This window comes from Snodgrassella alvi (assembly GCF_002777745.1).
Classification (GTDB): Bacteria; Pseudomonadota; Gammaproteobacteria; order Burkholderiales; family Neisseriaceae; genus Snodgrassella; species Snodgrassella alvi_D.
The window spans coordinates 151,623-177,138 of the sequence record NZ_MEIO01000055.1 but is presented as its reverse complement, the minus strand read 5'-3'; the positions used below and the strand labels follow the sequence as shown (position 1 = coordinate 177,138).

Here is a 25,516-nt window from a genome sequence, read left to right as displayed (position 1 = left end):
CCATTCATGAGCTTGGCTTATTTCTTTTTCTGTTGTGGTTGGATGATGACATGTACCCGCCCTTTAGGCGCACTCTTAACCGTATAAACTTCAGTATTAGTGTTATATACAATCACAGCACCACGGGCCATATCGCCACCACGGTTTACCTGAGCATTACCAGTAATAGTAACAATGCCACTCAGACTTTCATAGTGTACATTATCACCCTGACCAAATACCATACCGTCTTTTTCCAGTTGCTGACCAAACTTAGCTGGTTTGCCGTCAGCAATAATTGTCTGATTGCCGGCATTATCCTTATGTGCAGTCACACGGGCAGCATTCATATACATAGAGCCTTGCCGCATTTTAACATTACCAGTAAACACTGTGGTCTGATTCTGCTTATCCAGTGAACCCTGATCAGCCTCAATCTGAATCGGCTGCTGCCGGTCACTATCCAGTGCCCATGCATGCACGCTGCCAGCAAGCAGTAACATGGCTACAAAAACTTTACCATTAGTGCGAATGCGGATCATAAATAATAGCCTTTACACGCGCGGGTAAATTCAGAAAACCGCGCTGTTTGTCATATTCAAAACCTTGCGAAGTACCACGCGATATACCATACTGGTATATGACCGGTGCATCCGTTTTAATTACCTGAGTCTGCGTATCTACATGTAAAATGCTGGTTTGCAGCTCACCTGCCGGCTCATGGCCCACCGGATTTTTAAACCATCTTACCTGCCCAAGCAAATCTACCTTACGGCTGTCAGTATAATACTGGCCGGTATTGGCCTTAATACGATACAGTTCAGCGCCATTTCTGTACAACCTCATATCAGGATTATCTATATAGATAACAGTTTGCTGCGGAAACTGCCGTGCAGCAGATGCATGGATAGCTTCACTTAACTGTCCATGCTCATCAAAGCGTTCACCATTAATCGTATTAATTACATATTTCGGCTCTTTCGGATTCAGCGGGATTTCTACCGTTTTCACTTCAGTAATACGATCGAGCCAGAAACTCACACCACCAAGTGCCACCGCCAGAACCAGTGGAAACGCCCAGTTACTGCGACTGCGTAACACATTCATGCCAGATACTCCGCCATTTCCGCAGCCAGAAAACCCTGTGCATCCAGTAACAAATCACATACCTCGCGTACCGCACCGGCTCCGCCCGGTGCCCGAGTAACATAATCAGCATGCTGTAATACCAGCGCATGCGCATTGGGCACCGCGACCGCCAGCCCGCAACGTTTCATTACCGGTAAATCTACCACATCATCGCCGATATAAGCACATTGCTGTTCACTCAGTTTCAGTTGTTTGAGCAATTGACAGTAACAGCTGCGCTTATCCGTAATACCTTTAAAATAATGTTGAATACCAAGCTGCTGAACACGAATTCCAACAGAAGGTGCATCACGTCCTGTAATAATTGCCGTTTGAATGCCATGACGATGTAGCATTTTCAAACCGTGCCCGTCCAAGGTATGGAATGCCTTGATTTCCTCACCATTATCACGGATAAAGATACGGCCATCAGTCAGCACACCATCTACATCCATAATAAACAGCCTGATTTGCTGTGCAGCCTGTAATAGCGCAGTAGCAGATATCATTGCATTCATCATCATACCTTTAAAATAACTTACCAACCCGTCTAAACAATACGTGCCTGTAATAAATCGTGCATATTCAGCGCACCAACCGGACGGTTATCTTCATCAATAACCACCAGACCATTTACCTTATTGGCCTGCATAGTTTTCAAAGCTTCCGTAGCCAGCCGCTCTGGGGTAATCGTTTTAGGCGCATGTCCCATCACATCAGCCAGAACCCAGTCTTTCAACTGCTGATTACTCTGAAACAGGCGGCGTAAATCACCGTCCGTAAACAAACCACTTAACCGCCCGTTACCATCTACCACTATCAGCATGCCCAAGCCTTTTTCGCTCATGGTCACAATGGCCTGACGCAATAGCGTATCTTCCTGTACCAGCGGCATATCCTGACCGCTATGCATCACATCGGCCACCGTTAACAGCAAACGCTTACCCAGACTACCAGCAGGATGGCTCAATGCAAAATCTTCCGGTGTAAACTGGCGTGCCCGCAACAAAGCAACTGTTAGCGCATCACCTAGTACCAGTACCGCAGTAGTACTGGATGTTGGCGCCAGACCTAATGGGCATGCCTCATGTGATACATGGGCGCATAAATGAATATCCGCATGTTTAGCCATACTGGAACTGGTTTTACCAGTGATACAAATTAGCTGAACATGTTTGCGCTTGATGGCTGGTATCAATGCCAGAATTTCCTCACTCTCACCAGAGTTGGACAGTGCAATCAATACATCACCATCAACAATCATACCCAGATCGCCATGTCCTGCTTCAGCAGGATGAACAAAATAAGCCGGTGTACCGGTGGAGGCCATCGAAGCAGCAATCTTGCGCCCGATATGGCCACTTTTACCCATACCAGTAACAATCACACGCCCGCGGCAATCCAGAATAGTAGCCACAGCCGCAGCAAAATGCCCATCCAGACTGGCAGCAACCTCGCGTACAGCCTGTTCTTCAATAGCAAAAACTTCCTTGCCCCAGTCCAAATATTTATCCTGTACGTTCATAGCACCATCAGTAGCAGTAATAAGCAAACAAAGACACAATAAATTTAACCCGATTATAACCTGATAACAGCCATTTTGTTTGTTTAAGGATCTTGTCAAAATACCCAAGCCTCGTTAGAGTAAACCATAACGCATGAGTAACCGGTTTAATTAATTGATTAACCTAAACAAAACATATCTAACATATATTTACCACAAGGAAATAACATGGCCGTATTATCACAAGTCAACACACTGGGACAGCAAATCTGGCTAGACAACCTCTCCAGAAGTCTGATTCAGTCGGGAGAGCTGGCACAAATGCTGGATGCTGGCATCAGTGGCGTGACTTCTAATCCGGCCATTTTTCAGAAAGCCTTTGCCAGCGATAGCTTGTATCAAAGCGATATCACCCGCCTAAAACAGCAGGTACTGACTCCGAAACAGCGTTACGAACAACTGGCCGTAGCGGATGTGCAGGCTGCATGTGATGTTTGCCTGCCATTATATGAACGCAGTCAAAGTAAAGCAGGCTTTGTCAGCCTCGAAGTTGCTCCCGATCTGGCTGACGATACACAGGCTACCATTACCGAGGCTGTACGCCTGTGGCACCTGCTTGACCGTCCGAATGTCATGATAAAAATACCCGCTACCGACAGCGGCATACAAGCCTTAACCACACTCGTGGCACAAGGCATCAACGTAAACCTTACCCTGCTATTTTCCAAAGCACAGCTACAAAAATCATGGCAGGCACATGCAGAGGGCATACGTCAGCGTCTGGCACAGAATCTGCCAGTTAACCGCATTCAGGTAGTAGCCAGCTTCTTTCTATCACGAATTGACAGCGCATTAGATATTACCCTGCCAGCTTCCTTACAAGGCAAAACCGCCATAGCATTGGCCAAGACCGCTTATGCTGACTGGCAGGAGTTTACCCAAAACCGCGAATTTACCGACTTGGCTGCGCAGCAGGCCGCACCGCTGCGTTTGCTCTGGGCTTCCACCGGCACCAAAAATCCTGCTTATTCCGATGTATGCTACATAGAAAACATTATTGGTGCAGATACCATCAATACCATACCAGCCAATACCCTCAACGCCTTTATAGACCACGGCAAAGCCGCTGCCACCTTAACTCAGGACGTACAACAGGCCAAAAGCGTACTGATTGAAATCGAACAACTGGGTATCAATCTTGAATCGCTAGCCAGCCGCCTGCAACAAGAAGGATTACAACAATTTGTAGATGCCTTTGATGCCTTATTACAGCCTTTAGCTTAACCAAGTTAGATTAAAACAATAACAGGTATGGATTGTATTACAATTAAAGCATACCTGTTATTTGTAATATTAAAATATAAAACGTATATCAAATTTAATTAACATCTATATTTTTCAAGTATAAATCTATTTTGAAATTAGAGTATACATCTTAAAATTATAAATTTAAATTACAATAAGAATTAATTAAATATAAACTATACATTATAAAAGTAGATTTTATTTAAGTTTAAAATTTAAATATATATTTAAAGGTTAAATATTAAAGATTTTTATAAATTTAAAACTAAATTTATACATAAATAGCTTAAATTTATACCTGAAAATTTAAATTTTACTTTATATAATCTACCAACCACGCTTCCTGCTCATTATAGTCAAATACAGTTACTGCTATATTTCTGTATATCATCTGTAGAGTTAGCCCTTCCACAGCATGAAATAGCAAATAAAAAAGCCACAGTAATATAACAAACCACTGTGGCTTTTCAGTATGCGTTAACACCAATTCCGATTAACAGCGCTAAGACAAAGACTAATGCAAGCCGACAATATTACCCTCAGCATCAACATCAATCTGCCGGTAAGCAGGTAAAGTACTCAGCCCCGGCATCGTCATCACATTACCAGCATACACCCGAATAAAACCGGCACCTGCCGATAATTGCAGACGCGTGATTTCAATATCAAAATCAGTAGGCACATTTTTCAGATTAGGGTCGGCACTGATAGACAACGGCGTTTTCACCATACACAAAGGCAGATGGTCGAGCTTAAGCTGCTGGATTTCCGCCAGATTCTGCTCAGCCTGTGCCGACAGATTAGCCTGACGCGCGCCATATTTTTTCGCCATCGTCTGAATCTTTTCCGCCAGCGGCATATTATCCGCATAGGGCAGAATAACCGCATTATCCTGAGCACATGCAGCTACTACATGCTGTGCCAGCGCTTGCGTACCCGCACCGCCCTGAGTAAATGCATCACTGATTTCACAGGCACAGGCACCATGTTCCAAAGCATATTGTTTAACAAAATCCAGCTCTTCCTGATGGTCGTAAGGGAAGCGGTTAATTGCCACAATCACCGGCAAACCATAACTTTTCGCATTCTGGATATGCCAGCCCAGATTGGCACTGCCTTCAGCAAGCAGTGCCACATTGCATTGCGTAACCTCCGCCGGTAACGCCTGCCCGGGCTTAATATTGAAGCGGCCACTGTTGGATTTCAAACTGCGTACCGTAGCCACCAGCACCACACAGGATGGCGCAACACCAGTCTGGCGATATTTAATATTAAAGAACTTCTCCATGCCCATATCCGAACCAAAACCAGCTTCAGTAACCACATAATCAGCCAGTTGCAAACCCACCTTATCCGCCAGCACCGAAGAATTGCCATGGGCAATATTGGCAAACGGGCCGGCATGAATCAGCACCGGTGTCTGTTCTGCCGTCTGCATCAGATTGGGATTAATCGCCTCTTTCAGCAAAACCGTCATCGCACCGGCTACTTCAAGCTGTTCCGCAGTAATCGGCTTACCCTGAGTATCATAAGCCAGAATAATCCGCCCGATACGCTGGCGCATATCCTGTAAATCAGTAGCCAGAGCCAGAATCGCCATCAGCTCCGAAGCTGCGGAAATCTCAAAACCATCTTCCCGTTCCACTCCATTAGCACCACCGCCCACGCCCACTTTAATCCGGCGCAGCGCACGGTCGTTATGGTCGATGACCCGTTTCCATACAATCCGGTTTTTATCAATATTCAGCCGTGGCAACTGCGTTTGCGCCGTAAACTCCTCACCCAGATGCTCCTCATGATATAAGCGCGCATCCAGTGCCGCAGAGGCCAGATCATGTGCTGCCGTAATCGCATGAATATCACCGGTTAAATGCAGATTAAGCTTCTCCATCGGCAACACTTGCGCCTTACCACCGCCAGCTGCACCACCTTTCACCCCAAACACCGGCCCCAGACTGGGCTGGCGAATACAGGCAATCGCTTTCTGCCCGATAAAATTCAGCCCCTGACTCAGCCCGATTGTCGTAACCGTTTTACCTTCACCCAGTGGTGTAGGCGTAATGGCTGAGACCAGCACCAGCTTGCCCTGTTTTGCATCCGGCCGAATCACCTGTAAATCTACCTTTGCTACTTCACGACCATAAGGAATAAGGTATTGTTCAGGGATGCCGCAGTTGCGGGCGATTTCTGTAATGGGCAGTAGTGTGGTGCTGGCTGTCATATAGAATTTCCTTATATATGGGATCTAAAGTATGGTTGTTAAATCATGATAATTGTAGAAGTATTTATATAAACCTAAAAGGTAAATTAGTTAATGCAGTTACTAAGATAAATCTCGTTACCTGATCAATAATAAAATTAATAAATTGTATAAAATTGTATGAAAAGACAAACTTTTAAAAAGTGTCGTTTCCATAATACATTTAAACATTATGCTAATGAATAAGGTAAAGCAATTATTTATAAAAAGATTTTGATTGAAATATATTTTTTTTACTATAAAAAAAAATAATTTTAGGACTTTAAAATAGATATCTATATACAAATAGATAAAAAATAATAAAATAATTAACATTTAGTAGATGTTTATGTTGTAAATAAGTCATTTTTGCATTTATTGATATCTTAATTATGAATACAAGTATCCACACTGAGAATAGAAATTTTGAAGGTCAAAAGTTAATAGGATTTGATTATCAATTTTATTATTTTACTTTGCTTGCTTTACAATTAAAAAAAGATGAAAGCATTGGTTATGAGGATAAAGATGATGTCCAGCTAGACAAAGGAGATGGTAGTACGATATTGTTTCAATTAAAACACTCATCTCAACGAAAAAAAAATGGGGAAATTATAAATTTATCTAGTTTGGATGATGATTTATGGCATACGCTTTATAACTGGGCGAAGCAAGTAAAATCGACAAAGAATTTTTTGGATAAACATCATTTTGTATTAGTCAGTAATAAGAATCATACTGATAATCAATTTATTAGTTTATATGACGATTTTAATAATGATAATGATTTAGACAATGTTAAGAATAGATTGAGCTTAATATTAAGCTCTACTAATTCAAAAACTATTTCAAAAAAGATTGAGGAAGTAATTAGTTTAAATGATGATAAGCTTAGTTTATTTTTGAAGAATATGAAAATCTTTCTTAATAAAGATGATATTGTTACCGAAATCAAAAGGTCTTTATATGATAATTTTCATATACCAGAGCAATTTATAGATAGATTTTTTAATGATTTATATGCACAGCTAAAAATTGCCTCATATGAAGCAATTAAGTCAGAAAAAAAATATATACTCACTAAAAATGAATTTGCTAAAATATATAATAGTTGTTTTAATGCTACTGTGAATAAAACAAGACTTCCTATAAGAACTTTCGAAGAAATAACTCCCCCAGCGAATTTAGAGCAATTGAATTTTGCTAGACAATTAATTGATATTAGAGCTGTGATGAGTGATTCTCAAAGAAAAGATAAGAGACTAATAAGATACTGTATTGAAATGTTGAAGGCAGATAAATATATAAAGTATTGGTTAAAGGAAACAGCAATTACAAGTGTTGATTTAAAATCTTATGAAAAGGATTGCTATGATAGGTGGAATAACATATTTGACAGTGTTTATAGAAAAATTGAAAATAAATTGTATAGTGGAGTGAAGATTGATGAATTGGAAGAGGAAATTATTGAGAATAGTATACAAGTTGTAGATAAAGTACGTGAAATAAATTCTTCTATGCCAGATTATGGTTCACAATTAGGAATAGAATTCAATAATGGTTTTTTTTGGTTGCTTTCAAATGAATTAAAAATTGGATGGCATTATGATTGGGAAAGGATGTATAAAAAACAATGAAAGAATTCTATTATATATATAACAATGAAGCTTTAGCGTGTTGCGTGTTTATTGCAGCATTACATCATTGTCAAACCATGGATATAGCACGGATTTGCTTAATATTGCCATTTGTTTTTGATGAAAGGACAGTTAATTACTTCACAAGAAAACAAAGAGACATATTTACATTACAGCAATTAATAGATGAAAAGCAAAAAATATTTTTATCTTTTAGTTCAAGATATGACATGTTACTGCCGGTATGTATAAATGCATTGCATATATTGTCAAAAAATAACTTGATTGAATTAGATATAAAAGTTACAAAAAAAAAAGAGATTACATTTGAAGATGAAGATTTGGGTAAACGTTTTGATAAAATCTATAAGGTGATTCCAAAACTTGTTCAAATGATGAATTATTACTCTACAGATGAATTATATAGGATTTTGAAAATAAAATTATGAAATTTACTCTTCATGAAATTAAATTATGGTTTAAAAATAAAAGTTTTGAGCCAAAGGCATATTATTTTTTACCAAATAAAGTAAATGTAATTACTGGTGATTCTAATACAGGTAAAAGCAGTTTTTTTAACATTATAGACTATTGTCTAATTTCTGATCAGGTAAAAATTGCAACGCCTATTACTAATGCCGTTGAATGGTTTGGTATAAAAATTTCTATTAATAATGAAAATTTGTTTATAGCACGTAAAAGCGCAAATAATGGTGCGCCATCATTTGATTTATTTTTAGACAAAACTTCTTTTCCAGAACTACCTTATAAAAATTCAAACCCGACTGAAATAATAAATTTATTAAACGAAGCACTTGATATAACTCAGGAATTAAAGAATGATTTTAATATTTCCTATAGAGATTTTTTATTATTTAATTCTTTAACGGAGAATATAATCGCATCTCAAGAAGTTTATTTTGATACTTCTTATTTTGAACGGGAGTACCCTAAAGGTAGTTATATAGATAAATTAAAAAAAATATTTAATCTTATGACTGGCATTACCACTTTTGAAGATCTAAAAACTCAATCAAAATTAAAGAAAACTCAAAAATATATAGAGAATACTGAAGAGAAAAAAAGGAAAAATGACGAAAATAATGTTAGATACAAAGAGAGTTTAAAAAAACTTTTGGATGAATGTAAAAACAATAAACTTTTGGATGAGTCTATTTCATTTGATTCAGCAGAAGAAATTGTTAATATTATTGAGAATATTATTCCTGATGTTAATAATATTGAAGATAGTAATGTTTTACAAGAAATAAATAGGTTAAAAAATCGAAGGAGTAATCTACAAAATAAGTTATTTTTAATTCGCAAATATGAAAAAGAATGTAATAATTATCACACTAGTTTGATTAAATTGGCGGATAGTATTCAACCTATTAATTTTTTATATAGAAATTTGCAAGATCAAATAATGTATCCATTAGAAGCTAATGAATTTTTGCAAAATTTAGAATATTCTTTAAAAAATATAAAAAATAAAACATATATAAAGAATGCTATTCCTGATAGCATAAAAAGCGAGATTAGTTTTATTCAAGAACAAATAAAATTAATAGATGAGGAAATAGCCCAGAGAAGTAATGTTACTTTATTAGAGAATAGAAATAATTGTTTTATTTTGGGTGAAATAAAGGAGAAATTAGAAAATATTAAAAAATCTTATAATCCTAAGACTATTAATGAAAAAAAATTGGCAGGTAATAAGGAACTAAAACAAGAATTATTAGATACTTTGGCATCAGTAAAAACAGTGCGACAAGACATAATTAACCAAATAAATAGTTCTATTCAGTCCTTTTATTGTTTAATTAATTCAATTCCTGTTTATAAGAATTATGCTATTAAATTTGACCTTGATGAAATGTCCTTGAGACTTTACCCACCAAATGATATGTTCCCGATTGGCAATTTAGGTAGCAAGTCGAATTTTATGTTTATGCATTTGTATCTTTATCTTGGGCTACATGCTTATTTATTTAGTGTTGTAAAATCTTATGTGCCACAATTTTTATTTATTGACCAGCCTAGTATTCCGTACTATCAAGGAGGAAATGATGATTTAAAGCTTACCGATGCTTTTCATTTGCTCAATGAATTTATTGATTTGATGGTGGGTGAAAAAAAAATTGATTTTCAGATATTTATGGTTGAGCATGCATCAATAGATAATTGGGAAAATACTCTTGAACATTTCCATACTGTTGAAGAGTTTATAAATGGTAATGCTTTAATTCCTCAACAATTGATTAAAGAATGATTGAATCAATGCATAATATTCATTTAGGTAAAATTGAACAACTAGTTATACATTATATTGGCAATAAAAATTGCTCAGACGGTGTACGCTTGTGTGATGAGTTAAGCAATTATACGAATGTGGAAGATACTCTTAATAAGTTAATCACTTCTAATTTCAAATTTGATGAATTGTATCAGTTTCATTGTTTTCCCGATTTGGAGCTTAATCCAGTTTATACCATTATCAATGCCATGTTTGAGAACACTGATATTGATAGTTTCATCAATCAGTCTAAAAATATGGGGCGCTATCTGTATGATAAAAGTAATCACCCGCAAATCAAGGCTGGGGAATTGGGGGTATTTTATCTTACTGATTGTACAGTTGATGATGAATTAGTGGATTGTATTGGTATCTTTAAATCAGAAAACAAGCAAAAAATTCTTAAAGTTGAAGACAAGCAAACCGGTTACGATTTGGCCGATATTGAAGGTTTAAGTATTCAGAAGCTGGATAAAGGTTGTTTGATTTTCAATCAGCATAGGGAGCAGGGCTATCTGGTTGCTGTTGTGGATAATACAAACAGACGTGCGGAAGCTAAGTACTGGACAGATGATTTTCTGAGTATTAAACCAATTAATAATGAATATCATCGGACAACACATATTATGGAAACGGCTAAGCAATTTATAGCTCAATCCATGGATGCTGATGATGAAGCCAGTAAGTCGGAAAAAATAGGTTTACTTAATCGTTCTGTGGATTATTTTAAAAATAATGAACAGTTTGATTTACAGGAATTTGAGCAGCAGGTATTTGCCAAAGATGACTTAATCAGAAAATATCAAGATTTTAGTCAGAATTATGCACAGGAAAATCAATTAGAACCGATTAACAATTTTGATATTTCTCCAAAAGCAGTAAAAAAACAAGAGAGGTATTTTAAGAGTGTAGTGAAGCTGGATAAAAATTTTCATATCTATATTCATGGTGGCAAAGATATGATTGAAAAGGGTAGAGATGGTGATGGGCGTAAGTTTTATAAGATTTATTATCAGGAAGAAAACTGATTATTCAGCGTTTAGTAACCAAGTCTGGTGAGATGGTCCCGCCGACAGGAATCGAACCTGTATCACACGCTTAGGAGGCATGTGTTCTATCCGTTGAACTACGGCGAGACTTTGAAAACAGGGCTATGGCTGATTTCAGCCATAGCCCTCTATTTTAAGAGATTCGGGCTAAAGATGCCAATGCTAAATCACGCATTGCTTGTGTGGCTTCATTATCTGGTAAATCATTCAGGCAGTTAACAGCCGCGTCTACCGCTTTTTTGGCCTGTGCGGTGCAGTAGGCCAGTGCATCTGAGTGGATAACGTGGTCGTGGATCTTATCGAAGTAGCTGCGGTCGGCATGTTCCAACGCATGGCGCACATCGGCTGCGGCAGTAGGGCTACCCTGATTAAGCAGGTAGATCAGTGGCAGAGTGGGTTTGCCTTCGGCCAGATCATCGCCAACATTTTTACCAATGGTGTCTACATCGCCGGCATAGTCCAGTACATCATCGATAATCTGGAATGCTGTGCCCAGATAGGTACCGTAGTTTTTCAATGCCAGCTCCTGCTTTTCGGTAGCCTTGGCCAGTATGGCTCCCACCTGTGCCGCGGCCTGAAACAGTTTGGCGGTTTTGTATTCGATTACTTGTATATACTGTTCTTCGGTTATATCGATGTTGCCAATGTTCATCAGCTGCATTACTTCACCTTCAGCGATGATATTGGTGGCTTCAGCCATTACTTCCAGAATACGTAAGCTGCCGGAACCTACCATCAACTGAAAGGCGCGGGTATAGAGAAAGTCACCTACCAGTACGGCTGCGGCATTGCCAAAAAGGTTATTGGCAGTTTCACGGCCGCGGCGCAGGTCGCTTTCATCTACTACATCATCATGCAGCAGGGTAGAGGTATGGATAAATTCCACCATGGCCGCCAGTGAAAACAGTGGATCCTCATTGTAACTCAGTGCCTTGCCGGCAAGTATGGTGATTATCGGGCGCAGGCGCTTGCCACCAGCACTGATAATATACTGGCCAATTTGTGAAATCAGGACAACTTCAGATTCGACAGCTCGGTTGATTACTGCATCAACTCGGCTTAGGTCTTCAGGCAGGTGTTTTTGGAAATAAGGCAGGTTTTCAAGCATGTGTTTAGCGTTTCTGCAATCGGTACAGGTGATGTGTTTTAATCGATATGTGCTCGTAACTGCTGAGCGCATTTGCGTATTATTATACTTGAAATCAATTTAGGAAAGAGAAAAGTTAGATTGGGTTAATGCAGATATGTTGTGGAATCTGTGATATGAGTAAAAGTAGTAGGAGCAGAATTCGCAGCAGAATTTTATGTCTGTGGCTGTGTGCTAATCAGTTAATTTATTAGATTGCAGTTTTTTGTATAAATAAACTCCTGCTTTTGCAGGGTATGCGGTTGCGGGATGGACGATTGCTGGACTTGCTGATTTTAATAAGTCAAAGCTGTGTGTATTTTTGCTGATAGGCTAAGGAATTTTAATGATGGATTTGGTATTACATCAGTCTGTGGTAACTGAAAACAGCATTTTTAGGGCAATGGATGATAATGCTTGCTATGGTTTTGAAACGGGCTGCTGTAATACTCTGTTTACTATGGGAATGATGAGTTGTGATTACTTCAATCTTTCTGTAAGCGAAGATGTTGTAGCTATATGGAGCAGGTTTACATTATGACTATGTTTCTGCCAGCGATGAATAGAAATTTCTGTTTACTGAAACATATACGGATTGGGGCGCGGGCAGGTGAGTGAGAATGTTGCTATGGATCTGTTACAAGCTGATATATCTGTGCTGATAAGTTGATTACTTGAATACCTGCATGTGTTTGGAGTTGTGGTGCTAAGTTATAGCTGTGTTGGATAATGGAGGAAACCGCCTCGACGGGCTGGAAAAGAGCACTTGGGCTGCGAGATGTTGCGAAAGTATTACGTGCTGGTTTGAATTCTGTGCAAATCTTCCTGAGCAAGCATGACGACTAAAAAGGGTTAGTTAGAGTTTAAAAGTCACTGTTACGAAAGAGGGAAATTAAATATGTTGGAAACGAATAAAGGTGTTGAGGGGACCTGGTTTGACGATCCGAGGAAGGGAAGCATCCCTATTCAACTTACCGATATCATAAACGATGTGTTATTGCCGGCAGGCCTCTGCATATCGCAACCCCGACGAGAAGCTGAGAGCGGTGAGTATGGTGCTTGTCAATTTGAGGTGGAAGGTAAACGAGTATTGTTCCGCGTCGCCAATACTACTCCAACTAAGATCGGACAATTTGTAGCCATTTGGAAAAGACCGAGTGCACAGGATGAAATCATGCCCATAGATTTTGATGATGGCTTTGAGTTCATATTGGTGAGCGTTTTTGACCACACTCATAGAGGGTTCTTTTTATTTAATAGACATGTGTTAGCGGAAAAAGGTGTAATGTCGATTAAATAAAGACTACTACAGATTAAGGGGAAAAATGGGAAAAGAGCTATTCGGGTATATGCTCCCTGGGTTAAAACTATTGAAAAACAGGAAATTACAACACAAAAATGGCAATTACAGCACTTTGTTTCTGCAATTGCAAATGAGGTCAATGTCAACAAACTCAAAGCACTTCTAACAATGAATAGACTTTTTTAATCTATTTGTTGGAATAGATTGTGGATTTTGGTTGTTGAAATCAAAAGCAGACAAATTTCGCACAAAGTAAATAATTTCGATGCTGCGATAGCACGTGATAACAATGGCGAATTACAACATAACATCTGTTGGCAACTGAAATATATGTTTACTTTTGAACAATACATCACTATATACGGTTTTATTAGCCAGCAGAGCTCTGGTTTTGTAAATTGTATGTGTATAACTATATAAATAGCTTTTGGCTGCAAAGTATGTTTTCAATTTTCCGTTACTGGATAAGTTGATGCCTGATTATCTGACTGTTTTTTATCAATAGAACATAGCGGTCTGGTACTTTGAGGATAAAAAAACTCCTTACGAATAAGGAGTTAAAGTGGAGGGTTTAGTTGTTGATTAGTTTTTGGGTCTGGTATAGATACAGCTTCCAATACCAAGATGTCTTTGTTTCTCGGTTTTGGTGGTGCCATCAATGCTAATGGTACTACGCTGCCAAGTACAAACGTACAGAATATGCAGAATAGGTTTTGACTCGACTAATAACCAAGGAGTGGTGATCTCAACTGGTTTCGTAATAATTGAATTACCATCACCAATAGGATGAGCTATGCCATTACCGGCAAAGCTGCTGGCAGGAAGGGTCAAAAGTAAAGAAGTAAAAAGTACGGCTAATTTTTTCATTTTATTTCCTAAATTTTATTGCTGAAGGAAAATTTATGTTATCACAGATAAAGTTAAAATTTTTCAATCAGTTGTTCTATTGCCGATAGTTTATAAGCTGTGATTGAAACTTAGATTGATACTAAAAGGTACTATATTGCTATTTTGTTAATATATTAATTTATTGTATTTATGTTTTTGTATTTTATGAATATTGATTGTTTATTTATTTTATCCTTTTACTAAGCTGTTTTTGGAATTACCTGATAATTTTATTATTTCACATTCTTTTATGAATGTTATTCAGATTGATAACTTATAATCAATACCTATTTACCATAAATGCTGATTGGCTGGTATGTTTATAATATTCTGTTTTGGATGGGTTATTTGTTGTTTTGTTGCCTGAATATGCTTTTGGTGATAATTGTTTAGTATTTTATGCTTTTTTTCTGGTATTAAATGGTTTTTTGTTGATTGGCACATTTATGTGTAGCCTAAAAATTTTTTTTGTGGTTTTTGTGTGTATTTATTGTGTGTTTATGTTTATTAAATTCTTAAAAATCTATATTAATTATTGATATAGTGATTTAAATGCTGTCTTAGATATTGTTGTTGTGGGGATATTTGATTAGGCGGGCTAGGGAATGATGCTGCGGATGTATACCCATTAAAACGTCTATCTGTATGGGGATTATTCTGGTACAGCAGGGTATTTATTTATTGTTTTGACAGTGAAATCAGTGATTGTTATAATTACAGATTCCGTTTTTGTGCGGAAATTTAATTTTTGTTTTTAATTGAATTCCTATTGGAGTTGAGTATGTACGCGGTCGTAAAAACCGGCGGTAAACAGTATAAAGTTGCCGTTGGCGAAAAATTAAAAGTAGAACAGATACCAGCAGAACTCGACAGCCAGATCGAACTGAATGAAGTTTTGATGATTGCTGACGGTGAAGCGGTGAAAGTGGGTACGCCTTTTGTTGAAGGCGCGAAAGTAACTGCTAAAGTGGTTGCTCATGGCCGTCATGATAAAGTACGCATTTTCAAAATGCGTCGTCGTAAACACTACCAGAAACGTCAGGGTCATCGCCAGAATTTTACCCAGATTGAAATCGTGGCGATTGCCTAATTGAGTGAAGGAATAACAGAATGGCACACAAAAAAGCAGGCGGTAGCTCCCGCAATGGTCGTGATTCAGAAGCCAAACGTTTGGGCGTTAAAGCCTTTGGTAATGAGTTGATTCCGGCTGGTTCAATTATTGTTCGTCAACGCGGTACTCGTTTTCACGCTGGTGAAAATGTAGGTATGGGTAAAGATCACACTCTGTTCGCTAAAGTGGATGGTTATGTGGAATTTGCAGTAAAAGGCGCGTTGAACCGTAAAACGGTAAGTGTGCGTCCGTACACTGGCGCTGACGAGTAAGTTTTTACTGATTTAAGCCCTGCCTGTCTGGCAGGGCTTTTTTGTTGTAAAGGCGGTTGTGGTGAATAGGCAGCACTATTATGCTGTAGTTTAGCTATAATCACGCTATGACGCTTTCACGTGGGCAGGATGGTTTTTGTCTGTCCGGGCATAAATATTGCAGACTGAGAATGATATGAAGTTTATTGATGAAGCAAAAATCGAGGTAGTTGCCGGCCGCGGCGGCAATGGTGCGGCCAGCTTCCGCCGCGAAAAATTTGTGCCCAAGGGGGGGCCGGATGGCGGTGATGGTGGCAAGGGCGGTAGTGTGTGGGCAGTAGCTGATGAAAACATCAATACTTTGGTGGAATATCGTTTTGTTAAACGCTATCAGGCCAAAAATGGTGAAAAAGGCCATGGCTCCGACCGCTATGGGCGTGGTGCTGATGATATTGAGTTGAGAATGCCGGTGGGCACGCTGATTCGTGATGTGGATACGGAGCAGGTGGTAGCTGATTTAACGCATCATGGTCAGCGGGTATGCTTGGCTAAAGGTGGTAAGGGCGGCTTGGGTAATATTCACTTTAAATCATCGATTAACCGTGCACCGAAGCAGGCTACTCCCGGTGAGGAAGGTGAGGCACGCAGTTTGCTGCTGGAGTTGAAGGTGCTGGCTGATGTGGGTCTGCTAGGTATGCCGAATGCCGGTAAATCTACGCTTATTAGTGCAGTTTCAGCAGCACGACCGAAGGTAGCTGATTATCCGTTTACTACTTTGCATCCTAATCTGGGCGTAGTACGTAGTGATGATAATCATAGTTTTGTGATGGCTGATATTCCGGGGTTGATTGAAGGTGCAGCAGAGGGTGCCGGTTTGGGGCACCGATTTCTGAAACATTTGTCGCGTACGGGATTGTTGTTACATGTGGTGGATTTAGCACCTTTTGATGAGGGTGTGAATCCGGCTGCTGAAGCTCTGGCGATTATTGAAGAATTGCGCCGCTTTGATGAGGCGTTACATGATAAGCCGCGCTGGCTGGTATTGAATAAAATTGATATGCTGGCTGATGATGAGCGTGCTGCGCGTGTGGCTCAGTTTCTTGACGATATTGGCTGGGATTATCCGCAGCCGAATGATGAGTTTGAATTTGACCTGACAACACCACGGGTTTTTGAAATCAGTGCACTGGCACATCAGGGCACGCAAGAGCTGATGCAGACTATTCAGCGTTATCTGGATGCACGGCATAAATTACTGGCACAACAGCAGGACGCAGAACAGGCTATACCGGAGGTATCGACGACAAACGGGTTGATTCAGCCTGAATGAATTTGGTTGTTGGTATTGTTTGTTTGGCCACCTGTTGCAGGTGGCTTTTTTGTGTCTGGATAAGTCAGGGTGCAGGGGTAAAAGAAATTTTACTTTGTTTTCTGGTGAGAATAGCGACGGCGCAGAAATCGATATAAAAATTGTAGGGATAGTACGCTGATTAGGGCTAGTACTGCTGCCATGGATATTTGGTCTACGGCATAGGCTGTGGATTTGATGGGTGTAACAGTGCTGGCTGTTGCCTGATATGTGGCTACTGTAATGCTGTGGGATGTGCGCAGGCTGGTCTGTATCAGTTGCTGTTGTGCTGTTTGTTGTACAACTTTGTAGCTAAAGGTGTCGCTGTCATTCTTCTGTTTGCTGCCGTTTGGATTTTTTGCCAGAAAAGTGATATTGGCCAGTGAGTGCTGCTGGACATATGAATAGGGTAAGGCTAGAAAGGAACCATTTGGTTCGAATGTTGCAATCGTGAAATCTGTATGCCAAGGTTTGTGGTTATCGGCCGTTCTGCTGTCCAGTCTGGCCAGCAGGAAGATAAATAGAATCAGAAAACCACAGAATAATACCAGTTTGAGTAGTCGCTGTTTAAATTGCCGAGGGCGTGTTTGAGGCTGGGTTGCTGCCGGATTATGCTGATTGTGCATGATGCTGTACCGCTGTTGATTAGTTGAGTTGATTTTAAATGTTGCTGATGATTTTACCCAAATTTTTCGGTTGTCGATGGTTAATATGTTTTTTATTGCCTCTGTAATGGGGGCTGACAGAAGCAGGTTGTATTGATTTGGGTCAGGTATTTGTATTTGTTTCTGATTAATAATGATTTTTTTTAGCCAGATGCTGACGGTTGTGCTGGTTACGATTGGAAATGTGGATTATAAATGGTATTTGAGTTTTCAGATGAAAATTATTATCATTAATTTTTGTGATGATTAATCTGATTTAGGAATGAATATATGAGCGAGCAACATGATGTAGCAGAACTTCAGGCAGCTGTAACACGATTACAGCAATTAAATTCTTTGGTTCTGGCTACGGTGGGGCAGGATGGAACGCCTCTGGCGAGCTATGCACCATTTGCTGAGCATGATGGCTGTCTGTATGTTTTGTTGTCTGGTTTGTCGTTACATACGCAGAATTTGCAGCGACAGCAGCAGGCAAATGTAATGTTGATTGAAGATGAGGCTTCTGCCCGCAATATATTTGCTCGTGCGCGGCTGAATTACACTGCGTTGGTATCGGCTATTGAAAAGGACACAACTGATGGTACGGCTGCATTGCAGGCAATGAAAGCCAAGCTGGGGAATACGGTGGATGTGCTCAGCGGGCTGCCGGATTTTATGCTGTTTCGTTTGCAGTTGGAAAAAGCGCGTCTGGTAACTGGTTTTGGGCGTGCTTATGTGTTTGTGCCTGATGATGTGGCTGGTGCTGTACAGTTAACGGAAAAGAATGCTAAATCAGTATGATACCGCTGTACGCAGCTATTGCTCGGTAAAAGGGAATAAAATCCCGTACAATAACTGCTTTATTCGGTAAACCGGAGCTGTGTGCATGTGGTGTTGGCCTAAACGAATTTGGGTGATTATCCATACGGTCTATGTGTATGGTCTGCTGGATTTGGTACAGGTGCATATACAGCCTTTATGGCTGCAAAGACTTATACGCCTGTTACCGCGTGGTCGCAAATACCGGCAGTTGGCAGTGGCAGTACGCTTGCGTCTGGCGCTGGAAAGTTTGGGACCGATTTTTGTTAAGTTTGGGCAGGTTTTATCCACGCGACCGGATTTAATACCAGCAGATTATGCCAGTGAACTGGCTATGTTACAGGATCGGGTACCTCCGTTTGACAGTGATGTGGCAATCAAGGTTATTGAAAGTGAGCTTGGTAAACCGCTGGAGGCAATTTATGCCCGTTTTAATCCGCAACCGGTAGCCAGTGCTTCTATTGCTCAGGTGCATGAGGCTTATCTGTTTGATGCTAATGGTGGCATTGGTCAGAAAGTGGCGGTGAAAGTGTTACGTCCGGATATTGCTCCGGTGATTGACCAGGATTTGGCACTGATGGCTGTGGGTGCGCGCTGGGTGGCATGGCTGTTTGCTGATGGTAAGCGGCTGAAACCACGGGAGGTGGTAGCGGAATTCAAGAATTATCTGCATGATGAGCTGGATTTGATGAGAGAGGCGGCTAATGCCAGTTTGCTCGGGCGTCAGTTCAGTAATAGTTCGATGCTGATTATTCCAGCAGTTTATTATGACTATTGTGCGCGTCGGGTGCTGACGATTGAGTGGATGGATGGTACGCCTATTGCCAGTCTGGACAAGCTGCGTGAGAAAAATATTGATTTACACCAGTTGGCTCGCTATGGGGTAGAGATTTTCTTTACTCAGGTGTTTGATAATGGATTTTTTCATGCAGATATGCACCCCGGTAATATTATGGTAGCGGATGATGGTCGCTATATTGCATTGGATTTTGGTATTGTAGGTACGTTGACTGATTATGATAAGCGCTATCTGGCGATTAATTTTCTGGCTTTTTTCAATCGCGATTATCATCGTGTGGCAACGGCGCATGTTGAGTCTGGCTGGGTACCGGCAGACACAAGGGTAGAGGAGCTGGAAGCAGCGGTGCGTGCGGTATGTGAACCGATTTTTAATAAGCCGCTGGCAGAGATTTCTTTTGGCATGGTGCTGATGCGTTTATTTGAAACCAGTCGCCGCTTTAATGTGGAAATTCAGCCGCAGCTGGTGCTGTTACAAAAGACATTGTTGAATATTGAAGGACTGGGACGGCAATTGGATCCCGAGCTGGATTTATGGGCAACGGCAAAACCGTTTCTGACTCGCTGGATGCATAATCAGATTGGTTTGAAGGCTTTGTGGAAAACGGTACGGCAAGAAGCACCGGACTGGGCGCAAATGTTGCCGGCACTGCCGCGGAAGCTGAATGCTTTGGTAGATGAAAAACGGCAGTTGGAATGGCGTGATGCTTATGTACATTTGCTACGTACGCAGAGGCAGCAGAATTTCTGGCTGGCGGTGATTGCGCTGGTGATGCTGGCTGTTTTGCTGTTTAAATGATTTTTGTTGTATACACAGTCTAAAGTTGTTGTGGGTTTTTATTTTAATATTGTTCGTATTGTGAAATCTGCTTATAGTTATATACAGTCTATTAAACTGCGGATTTCAGGTTATAATTTTGTCATTGTTTTTGCTAGCGGCCTGTCCGCAGTATCTCATCTGTAAAGGAGTAGCCTTGTGTCGCGTGTATATCCTTATCCATTGATTGCAAAGGAAGGATGGCCGTTTATTATCGGCAGTCTGGTGCTGAGCGTATTAACTGTTATCTGGTGCGGATGGTGGTCGCTGCCGTTATGGGTATTGACGGTATTTGTAGTGCAGTTTTTCCGGGATCCGGCGCGTGATATTCCTGCGGCTCCGGAAGATGTACTGAGCCCGGCAGACGGGCGTATTGTGGTGGTGGAAAAAACCACTGACCCGTATCGTGGTGTTAATGCTCTGAAAATCAGTGTGTTTATGAATGTGTTTAATGTTCATTCCAATCGCAGTCCGATTGATGGTAAGGTGGAACGGGTAGATTATTTTAAGGGCAGTTTTCTGAACGCTGCGTTGGACAAGGCCAGTGTGCAAAATGAACGAAATGCGGTACTGGCAGTAACAAAAACTGGCCGACCAGTGACTTTTGTACAGGTAGCAGGGTTGGTGGCACGGCGTATTTTATGTTATGTCAATGCGCATGATTTGTTGCACCGTGGTGACCGTTATGGTTTTATCCGTTTTGGTTCGCGCGTGGATGTTTATCTGCCTGAAGATGCCACTCCGCTGGTAGCAATTGGTGATAAGGTAAGTGCCAGCAGTACAGTATTAGCTACTTTGCCATTACATGCACCAACTGCCGGTTCTGCACCAGTGGAAAACAGCGCTGTAGAACAGTCTGATATGGTGCAAGAGGCCACTAATCGGGCAGCCGAAGCAGCGCAGCATGTTTTGTCTCAGGAATAAATATTATTTTTTGTTATACAGGCTGTTTGTCCCTTTTACGGGGCAGGCAGCCTGTTGTTATTCAATCCGGTAGTTTATGAGTGGATTTGCTAAAACCAATTTGTCTGCGCAACAAGTACCTGAGCGGGTGTTGCTGGTAGGCGTAATGCTGGATAAGGATTTTTCGGTTGCGGCCGAACGTCGTACTTCTCTGTTTCAATCTGCTCTGGCTGAAGCTCAGGAGCTGGTGCGTGCCAGTGGAGCCGAGCTGGTGGACGTGGTGACATGTAAACGTCAGCAGCCGGATAGTGCATTATTTGTGGGTAAGGGTAAAGCGGAAGAGCTGGCACAACAGGTGGTGGAGGTTGGGGTTGATCTGGTGGTATTCAATCATGCGCTAACGCCAACGCAGGAGCGCAATCTGGAACGTCTGTTACAATGTCGGGTATTGGATCGGGTTGGCCTGATTCTGGCTATTTTTGCCCGACGCGCACATAGTCAGGAAGGACGTTTGCAGGTGGAGCTGGCACAACTGGTGCATTTGTCCAGCCGGCTGGTGCGTGGTTATAGACATTTGCAAAGCCAGCGCGGTGGGATAGGCTTACGCGGGCCGGGTGAGACTCGTCTGGAAACGGACCGCCGCCTTATCAAGCAGAAAATCACTCGTTTACGCCAGCAGTTGCAACAGGTTCGGCGGCAGCGGATAACACAGCGCAAAAGCAGGAATCAGGGCATGCTGCCTGCTTTTGCGCTGGTGGGCTATACTAATGTGGGTAAGTCCAGCTTGTTTAACCGTTTAACTAAAGCACAGGTACTGGCAGAAGACCAATTGTTTGCTACGCTGGATAATACGGTACGTCGTCTGTATCTGAATGACGATACCAGTATATTGCTGTCGGATACTGTGGGCTTTGTGCGTGATTTGCCGCATGGTCTGGTGGCAGCTTTTGCCGCAACGCTGGAGGAAACGGCTCTGGCTGATGTGTTACTGCACGTGGTGGATGTTACTCATCCCGAATTTGAACGGCAGATCGATGATGTGAATGCGGTGCTGCGGGAAATTGACGCAGCAAATATACCACAATTGATTATTTATAATAAAATTGACAAACTGGCTGCTTCACAGCGACCACATGGTGTCATACGTGATATACAGGGCTGTCCTCAGGCTGTTTATATTTCAGTACAGGATGGTAGCGGTCTGGCTGATTTGCGTACGGCCATGATTGAGTTGGCTCAGATGAAGCATGCAATACATCATAAATAGGATAGTTGTTGATACTGCTATCGAGGATTTGACTAAAGATGATACAAGAACAAACTGATATAACTAAACATAACCGTCCTAATCGCCCGACCCGGCGGCGCCGGCTGCGGGACAATAGTATTTATCTCCTACCTAATGCGTTTACGCTGGCGGCTCTGTTTGCTGCTTTTTATGCGATTACTCAGTCCATGCATGGTCATTATGAAATTGCTGCAATTGCGGTATTTATTTCTATGCTGCTGGACGGGATGGACGGACGAGTTGCGCGTCTGACCAATAGCCAGAGTGCATTTGGCGAACAGTTGGATAGTCTGGCGGATATGGTAAGTTTTGGGGTAGCGCCGGCGTTGATTGCGTATAAATGGCAGTTATTTCATTTCGGTAAAATTGGCTATTCAGTGGCATTTATTTATTGTGCCTGTGCTGCTTTGCGGTTGGCACTTTTCAATACGCTGATTGGTAAGATGAGCAAAAAATGGTTTATTGGTATTCCCAGCCCTACGGCCGCTGCTCTGGTGATTGGTCTGATCTGGGTAAGCCATACATTTCAGGGCTTACCTCATTTAGATTGGCTTTGCCTGATTATTACTCTGTTTGGTGGTTTATCTATGGTGGTTCAGATACCTTTCTGGTCGTTCAAGGAAATCAATGCTTACCGTAAAGTCCCGTTTTTTGTGATGATTCTGGCTGTTATTGCTCTGCTGGTGGTGACATGGGAGCCATCGGTGGTATTGTTTGCCTTCTTCCTGCTTTATAGTTTGTCGGGTTATGTAATGTTTATCTGGCGTGTATTGACTAAACGTAAGTTTCAGCCAGAATAGTCTTGTAAAAAAATAAACTGATGTATTTATATAGATGTATTTATATAAAGGAGAATAGTTATGGCGGTTAATTTGTCTGTACCAAGTGATAAGCAGGTTTTAGCCATTGACGGAGTGCAGGTATTCGTTGGTCAGGCCGGAATCAAAAAAACAAATCATGATGATTTGACGCTGGTTGTGCTCAATGGTGTAAACAGTGTTGGCGCTGTATTCACACAGAACCGCTTTTGTGCAGCGCCAGTACAGATTGCCAAACAGCATCTGGCGACGAATGCTGGAGTGCGTGCACTGGTAATTAATACAGGAAATGCCAATGCAGGTACTGGACAGCAGGGGCAGGAAGATGCCGAGTATATTTGTGAAAAGGTCGCACAACAGATTGGCTGTAGTAGTTCAGAAGTACTGCCATTTTCCACGGGTGTGATTCTTGAACCATTGCCAGTAGATAAGATTGTGGCAGCATTGCCAAAAGTTAAGGTTGTGCACTGGCCGCAGGCTGCGGCTGCAATCATGACTACTGATACGGTACCCAAAATGGCCAGCCGAACTGTATATATTGATGGGCATAAAGTGCACTTTACCGGGATTGCTAAAGGTTCGGGCATGATTCATCCGAACATGGCCACCATGCTCGGATTTATATTTACCGATGTGGCCATTGCTCAGCCACTATTGCAGCGGATGGTAGCTGAAGTGGCCGCTACATCTTTTAATGCAATTACTGTGGATGGAGATACTTCTACTAATGACAGTTTTGTAGTGGTGGCTACTGGTAAATCTCAGTTAAACCGAATAGATTCTGTGGATAGTAAGGATTATGTTGCAGTGAAAACGGCGCTGGCTGATTTGGCGCTGGAGTTGGCACAAGCCATCGTACGAGATGGTGAGGGAGCCAGTAAATTTATTACTATTGATGTACGCAATGCGTTGACGCAAGCTGAGGCAAGACAAGTGGGTTATGCCGTTGCCCGTTCACCATTGGTAAAAACTGCTTTTTATGCCAGTGATCCGAATCTGGGGCGTATTCTGTGTGCAATTGGCTATGCGGGAATTGCTGACCTTGATGTAGCAGCCATTAAAGTGTATCTGGATGATGTTTTGGTGGTAGAAAAAGGCGGTCGTGCTGACAGCTATACTGAAGAGGCTGGTAAGCAGGTAATGACACAGGATGAAATAACGGTGACCATCGATTTGGCACGTGCCGAGGCGCAGGCAAAAATTTATACCTGTGATTTATCCAGAGAATATGTGGCGATTAATGCTGATTACCGTAGTTAAACTGTATTCCATTTAAACCAATAAACCCGCTGTTATGGCGGGTTTATGGTTTTAAACGGATTATTTCTGTACTGCGGTCAGTTTGATTTCCACTTTCCATTTCGGATTGGCCAAAGCAGCCTGAACACAGGCTCTTGCTGGGGCATTACCTGATGTAACCCAACTGTCCCAGGCCTGATTCATACCTGCATAGTCTTGCATATCGCTCAAGTATATAACTGCTTCGCAGATATGCTGCCTGTCACTACCACAGGCGGCAAGAATGGTATCTATCTGTGCAAGAACGTTGACAGTTTGTGCTGTGATGTCGGCATCTTCATTGGTGGGTACCTGTCCGGCGAGAAATATCAGGCCGTTGGCAATGGTGGCTTCTGCAAGGCGAGTGCCGCTCTGGTAAAATTCGATACTCATGTACTGGTTCTTGATAATAGTAAAACAATGATGTTAGCACAGTTGTCTTTACTTGAAGTGATGAGGTGAGTTGATGAGTAAAAGTAAATTTCCAGTAACACCTGCTATCCGTTTTTTGCGCGCCCATCAGATACCGTTTGAACCACGTGAATACGCTTATATTGAGCATGGAGGAACGGCGCAATCGGCATCAGCGCTAGGAGTGGATGAGCATGCTGTGATTAAAACCATTGTGCTGCAAAATGAGCACAAACAGGGCTTGATTGTACTGATGCATGGTGACAGGCATATTTCCACGCGCCAGCTGGCACGGGAGCTGGGTATGAAGCATATAGAACCAGCCAGCCCGCAGCAAGCCAGTAAATGGACGGGCTATCTGGTGGGTGGTACTAGTCCGTTTGGTAATAAGGCAGGGCTACCGGTATATGTTGAGGAAAGTATCTATGCTTTGCCGTTGATTTATATTAATGGCGGTAAGCGCGGTTTTCTGGTACAGATACAGCCACAGTATCTGGCTTGTTTACAGCCAGAATCAGTGCAGGTAGCAACTGAAACAGAGTAGTTAAGAGTATTTACTGTTGTTAAACAGACTGG

At 41.3% G+C, this 25,516-nt stretch carries 25 protein-coding genes, 1 tRNA gene and 1 pseudogene; 17 read left to right on the top strand and 10 right to left on the bottom strand.

The window, feature by feature from the left end:
- Positions 1 to 17: 17 nt before the first annotated feature.
- The 4 genes from lptA to BHC51_RS09175 are packed head-to-tail and all read right to left on the bottom strand — an operon-like array spanning position 18 to position 2,632.
- Positions 18 to 521, bottom strand: coding sequence for a lipopolysaccharide transport periplasmic protein LptA (gene lptA, locus BHC51_RS09190; protein WP_100099561.1), 504 nt, complete (start codon positions 519 to 521; stop codon positions 18 to 20).
- The gene (lptC, locus tag BHC51_RS09185) at positions 502 to 1,086 is read right to left on the bottom strand and encodes an LPS export ABC transporter periplasmic protein LptC (protein WP_100153849.1); all 585 of its coding nucleotides are present in this window, start codon (positions 1,084 to 1,086) and stop codon (positions 502 to 504) included. The genes lptA and lptC overlap by 20 nt, the downstream gene beginning before the upstream one ends.
- Positions 1,083 to 1,616 carry a 3-deoxy-manno-octulosonate-8-phosphatase KdsC gene (gene kdsC, locus BHC51_RS09180; protein ID WP_100123126.1) on the bottom strand — a complete coding sequence of 178 codons (534 nt, stop codon included), beginning with the start codon at positions 1,614 to 1,616 and terminating at the stop codon, positions 1,083 to 1,085. Before kdsC ends, lptC begins: the two co-directional genes overlap by 4 nt.
- Before the next feature lie 41 nt (positions 1,617 to 1,657).
- Positions 1,658 to 2,632 carry a KpsF/GutQ family sugar-phosphate isomerase gene (locus BHC51_RS09175; protein WP_100153919.1) on the bottom strand — a complete coding sequence of 325 codons (975 nt, stop codon included), beginning with the start codon at positions 2,630 to 2,632 and terminating at the stop codon, positions 1,658 to 1,660.
- A gap of 207 nt (positions 2,633 to 2,839) precedes the next feature.
- Here BHC51_RS09175 and tal point away from each other — a divergent pair, with 207 nt between their 5' ends.
- On the top strand, positions 2,840 to 3,895 hold the full coding sequence (gene tal, locus BHC51_RS09170) for a transaldolase (RefSeq protein WP_100153848.1): 1,056 nt from the start codon (positions 2,840 to 2,842) through the stop codon (positions 3,893 to 3,895).
- Positions 3,896 to 4,430: 535 nt separating this feature from the next.
- On the opposite strand, the gene BHC51_RS09165 is transcribed toward tal, so the two are convergent.
- Positions 4,431 to 6,137 carry a formate--tetrahydrofolate ligase gene (locus tag BHC51_RS09165; RefSeq protein WP_100153847.1) on the bottom strand — a complete coding sequence of 569 codons (1,707 nt, stop codon included), beginning with the start codon at positions 6,135 to 6,137 and terminating at the stop codon, positions 4,431 to 4,433.
- Between the two features lie 410 nt (positions 6,138 to 6,547).
- Here BHC51_RS09165 and BHC51_RS09160 point away from each other — a divergent pair, with 410 nt between their 5' ends.
- The 4 genes from BHC51_RS09160 to BHC51_RS09145 are packed head-to-tail and all read left to right on the top strand — an operon-like array spanning position 6,548 to position 11,116.
- Positions 6,548 to 7,792, top strand: a complete 1,245-nt coding sequence (locus BHC51_RS09160; protein WP_100153846.1) for an ABC-three component system protein — start codon at positions 6,548 to 6,550, stop codon at positions 7,790 to 7,792.
- A complete protein-coding gene (locus tag BHC51_RS09155; protein WP_100153845.1) occupies positions 7,789 to 8,241 on the top strand; it encodes a three component ABC system middle component in 453 nt (150 codons plus the stop codon). Before BHC51_RS09160 ends, BHC51_RS09155 begins: the two co-directional genes overlap by 4 nt.
- Positions 8,238 to 10,064 carry a DUF3732 domain-containing protein gene (locus BHC51_RS09150; protein WP_100153844.1) on the top strand — a complete coding sequence of 609 codons (1,827 nt, stop codon included), beginning with the start codon at positions 8,238 to 8,240 and terminating at the stop codon, positions 10,062 to 10,064. The genes BHC51_RS09155 and BHC51_RS09150 overlap by 4 nt, the downstream gene beginning before the upstream one ends.
- Positions 10,061 to 11,116 (top strand): nucleoid-associated protein, encoded by a 1,056-nt coding sequence (locus tag BHC51_RS09145; RefSeq protein WP_218966404.1) that lies wholly within the window; start codon positions 10,061 to 10,063, stop codon positions 11,114 to 11,116. The genes BHC51_RS09150 and BHC51_RS09145 overlap by 4 nt, the downstream gene beginning before the upstream one ends.
- Before the next feature lie 33 nt (positions 11,117 to 11,149).
- On the opposite strand, the gene BHC51_RS09140 is transcribed toward BHC51_RS09145, so the two are convergent.
- Both BHC51_RS09140 and BHC51_RS09135 read right to left on the bottom strand, forming a co-directional pair.
- Positions 11,150 to 11,224, bottom strand: a tRNA-Arg gene (locus BHC51_RS09140).
- A 46-nt stretch (positions 11,225 to 11,270) separates the two neighbouring features.
- On the bottom strand, positions 11,271 to 12,245 hold the full coding sequence (locus tag BHC51_RS09135) for a polyprenyl synthetase family protein (RefSeq protein ID WP_100136360.1): 975 nt from the start codon (positions 12,243 to 12,245) through the stop codon (positions 11,271 to 11,273).
- A 364-nt stretch (positions 12,246 to 12,609) separates the two neighbouring features.
- Between BHC51_RS09135 and BHC51_RS09130 the strand changes: the two genes are divergently transcribed.
- The gene (locus tag BHC51_RS09130) at positions 12,610 to 12,804 is read left to right on the top strand and encodes a hypothetical protein (RefSeq protein WP_100153843.1); all 195 of its coding nucleotides are present in this window, start codon (positions 12,610 to 12,612) and stop codon (positions 12,802 to 12,804) included.
- Positions 12,805 to 13,161: 357 nt separating this feature from the next.
- Positions 13,162 to 13,752: pseudogene (locus tag BHC51_RS09125) on the top strand (MepB family protein).
- A gap of 396 nt (positions 13,753 to 14,148) precedes the next feature.
- Here the strand turns inward: BHC51_RS09125 and BHC51_RS09115 are convergent.
- Entirely contained in the window at positions 14,149 to 14,433 is a 285-nt protein-coding gene (locus BHC51_RS09115; protein WP_100153841.1) for a hypothetical protein, read from the bottom strand.
- Positions 14,434 to 15,235: 802 nt separating this feature from the next.
- Between BHC51_RS09115 and rplU the strand changes: the two genes are divergently transcribed.
- The 3 genes from rplU (at position 15,236) to obgE (ending at position 17,146) form a co-directional block, all read left to right on the top strand.
- Positions 15,236 to 15,544, top strand: a complete 309-nt coding sequence (gene rplU, locus BHC51_RS09105; RefSeq protein ID WP_100089455.1) for a 50S ribosomal protein L21 — start codon at positions 15,236 to 15,238, stop codon at positions 15,542 to 15,544.
- 20 nt (positions 15,545 to 15,564) lie between these two features.
- The gene (gene rpmA, locus BHC51_RS09100; RefSeq protein WP_025331257.1) at positions 15,565 to 15,837 is read left to right on the top strand and encodes a 50S ribosomal protein L27; all 273 of its coding nucleotides are present in this window, start codon (positions 15,565 to 15,567) and stop codon (positions 15,835 to 15,837) included.
- 175 nt (positions 15,838 to 16,012) lie between these two features.
- On the top strand, positions 16,013 to 17,146 hold the full coding sequence (obgE, locus tag BHC51_RS09095; RefSeq protein WP_100099672.1) for a GTPase ObgE: 1,134 nt from the start codon (positions 16,013 to 16,015) through the stop codon (positions 17,144 to 17,146).
- A gap of 89 nt (positions 17,147 to 17,235) precedes the next feature.
- On the opposite strand, the gene BHC51_RS09090 is transcribed toward obgE, so the two are convergent.
- On the bottom strand, positions 17,236 to 17,790 hold the full coding sequence (locus BHC51_RS09090; RefSeq protein ID WP_100153840.1) for a hypothetical protein: 555 nt from the start codon (positions 17,788 to 17,790) through the stop codon (positions 17,236 to 17,238).
- 309 nt (positions 17,791 to 18,099) lie between these two features.
- Here BHC51_RS09090 and BHC51_RS09085 point away from each other — a divergent pair, with 309 nt between their 5' ends.
- The 6 genes from BHC51_RS09085 (at position 18,100) to argJ (ending at position 24,511) form a co-directional block, all read left to right on the top strand.
- The gene (locus BHC51_RS09085) at positions 18,100 to 18,609 is read left to right on the top strand and encodes a HugZ family pyridoxamine 5'-phosphate oxidase (RefSeq protein ID WP_100099574.1); all 510 of its coding nucleotides are present in this window, start codon (positions 18,100 to 18,102) and stop codon (positions 18,607 to 18,609) included.
- Positions 18,610 to 18,694: 85 nt separating this feature from the next.
- A complete protein-coding gene (gene ubiB, locus BHC51_RS09080) occupies positions 18,695 to 20,224 on the top strand; it encodes a ubiquinone biosynthesis regulatory protein kinase UbiB (protein ID WP_100153839.1) in 1,530 nt (509 codons plus the stop codon).
- A gap of 177 nt (positions 20,225 to 20,401) precedes the next feature.
- Entirely contained in the window at positions 20,402 to 21,166 is a 765-nt protein-coding gene (locus BHC51_RS09075) for a phosphatidylserine decarboxylase (protein ID WP_100099576.1), read from the top strand.
- Positions 21,167 to 21,242: 76 nt separating this feature from the next.
- A complete protein-coding gene (gene hflX / locus BHC51_RS09070; RefSeq protein ID WP_100153838.1) occupies positions 21,243 to 22,412 on the top strand; it encodes a GTPase HflX in 1,170 nt (389 codons plus the stop codon).
- A gap of 38 nt (positions 22,413 to 22,450) precedes the next feature.
- Entirely contained in the window at positions 22,451 to 23,233 is a 783-nt protein-coding gene (pssA, locus tag BHC51_RS09065; RefSeq protein WP_100099578.1) for a CDP-diacylglycerol--serine O-phosphatidyltransferase, read from the top strand.
- 60 nt (positions 23,234 to 23,293) lie between these two features.
- Positions 23,294 to 24,511, top strand: a complete 1,218-nt coding sequence (gene argJ, locus BHC51_RS09060; protein ID WP_100153837.1) for a bifunctional glutamate N-acetyltransferase/amino-acid acetyltransferase ArgJ — start codon at positions 23,294 to 23,296, stop codon at positions 24,509 to 24,511.
- 60 nt (positions 24,512 to 24,571) lie between these two features.
- Here argJ and BHC51_RS09055 read toward each other — a convergent pair whose 3' ends face one another.
- A complete protein-coding gene (locus tag BHC51_RS09055; protein WP_100153836.1) occupies positions 24,572 to 24,922 on the bottom strand; it encodes a RidA family protein in 351 nt (116 codons plus the stop codon).
- 73 nt (positions 24,923 to 24,995) lie between these two features.
- On the opposite strand from BHC51_RS09055, the gene ybaK reads away from it, so the two are divergent.
- Positions 24,996 to 25,484 carry a Cys-tRNA(Pro) deacylase gene (gene ybaK / locus BHC51_RS09050; RefSeq protein ID WP_100099581.1) on the top strand — a complete coding sequence of 163 codons (489 nt, stop codon included), beginning with the start codon at positions 24,996 to 24,998 and terminating at the stop codon, positions 25,482 to 25,484.
- The last annotated feature ends 32 nt before the right edge of the window (positions 25,485 to 25,516 follow it).

Coding starts and splice junctions, on each gene's coding strand:
- lptA (WP_100099561.1), bottom strand. CDS start 521: ATGATCCGCATTCGCACTAATGGTAAAGTTTTTGTAGCCATGTTACTG.
- lptC (WP_100153849.1), bottom strand. CDS start 1,086: ATGAATGTGTTACGCAGTCGCAGTAACTGGGCGTTTCCACTGGTTCTG.
- kdsC (WP_100123126.1), bottom strand. CDS start 1,616: ATGATATCTGCTACTGCGCTATTACAGGCTGCACAGCAAATCAGGCTG.
- BHC51_RS09175 (WP_100153919.1), bottom strand. CDS start 2,632: ATGAACGTACAGGATAAATATTTGGACTGGGGCAAGGAAGTTTTTGCT.
- tal (WP_100153848.1), top strand. CDS start 2,840: ATGGCCGTATTATCACAAGTCAACACACTGGGACAGCAAATCTGGCTA.
- BHC51_RS09165 (WP_100153847.1), bottom strand. CDS start 6,137: ATGACAGCCAGCACCACACTACTGCCCATTACAGAAATCGCCCGCAAC.
- BHC51_RS09160 (WP_100153846.1), top strand. CDS start 6,548: ATGAATACAAGTATCCACACTGAGAATAGAAATTTTGAAGGTCAAAAG.
- BHC51_RS09155 (WP_100153845.1), top strand. CDS start 7,789: ATGAAAGAATTCTATTATATATATAACAATGAAGCTTTAGCGTGTTGC.
- BHC51_RS09150 (WP_100153844.1), top strand. CDS start 8,238: ATGAAATTTACTCTTCATGAAATTAAATTATGGTTTAAAAATAAAAGT.
- BHC51_RS09145 (WP_218966404.1), top strand. CDS start 10,061: ATGATTGAATCAATGCATAATATTCATTTAGGTAAAATTGAACAACTA.
- BHC51_RS09135 (WP_100136360.1), bottom strand. CDS start 12,245: ATGCTTGAAAACCTGCCTTATTTCCAAAAACACCTGCCTGAAGACCTA.
- BHC51_RS09130 (WP_100153843.1), top strand. CDS start 12,610: ATGATGGATTTGGTATTACATCAGTCTGTGGTAACTGAAAACAGCATT.
- BHC51_RS09115 (WP_100153841.1), bottom strand. CDS start 14,433: ATGAAAAAATTAGCCGTACTTTTTACTTCTTTACTTTTGACCCTTCCT.
- rplU (WP_100089455.1), top strand. CDS start 15,236: ATGTACGCGGTCGTAAAAACCGGCGGTAAACAGTATAAAGTTGCCGTT.
- rpmA (WP_025331257.1), top strand. CDS start 15,565: ATGGCACACAAAAAAGCAGGCGGTAGCTCCCGCAATGGTCGTGATTCA.
- obgE (WP_100099672.1), top strand. CDS start 16,013: ATGAAGTTTATTGATGAAGCAAAAATCGAGGTAGTTGCCGGCCGCGGC.
- BHC51_RS09090 (WP_100153840.1), bottom strand. CDS start 17,790: ATGCACAATCAGCATAATCCGGCAGCAACCCAGCCTCAAACACGCCCT.
- BHC51_RS09085 (WP_100099574.1), top strand. CDS start 18,100: ATGAGCGAGCAACATGATGTAGCAGAACTTCAGGCAGCTGTAACACGA.
- ubiB (WP_100153839.1), top strand. CDS start 18,695: ATGTGGTGTTGGCCTAAACGAATTTGGGTGATTATCCATACGGTCTAT.
- hflX (WP_100153838.1), top strand. CDS start 21,243: ATGAGTGGATTTGCTAAAACCAATTTGTCTGCGCAACAAGTACCTGAG.
- pssA (WP_100099578.1), top strand. CDS start 22,451: ATGATACAAGAACAAACTGATATAACTAAACATAACCGTCCTAATCGC.
- argJ (WP_100153837.1), top strand. CDS start 23,294: ATGGCGGTTAATTTGTCTGTACCAAGTGATAAGCAGGTTTTAGCCATT.
- BHC51_RS09055 (WP_100153836.1), bottom strand. CDS start 24,922: ATGAGTATCGAATTTTACCAGAGCGGCACTCGCCTTGCAGAAGCCACC.
- ybaK (WP_100099581.1), top strand. CDS start 24,996: ATGAGTAAAAGTAAATTTCCAGTAACACCTGCTATCCGTTTTTTGCGC.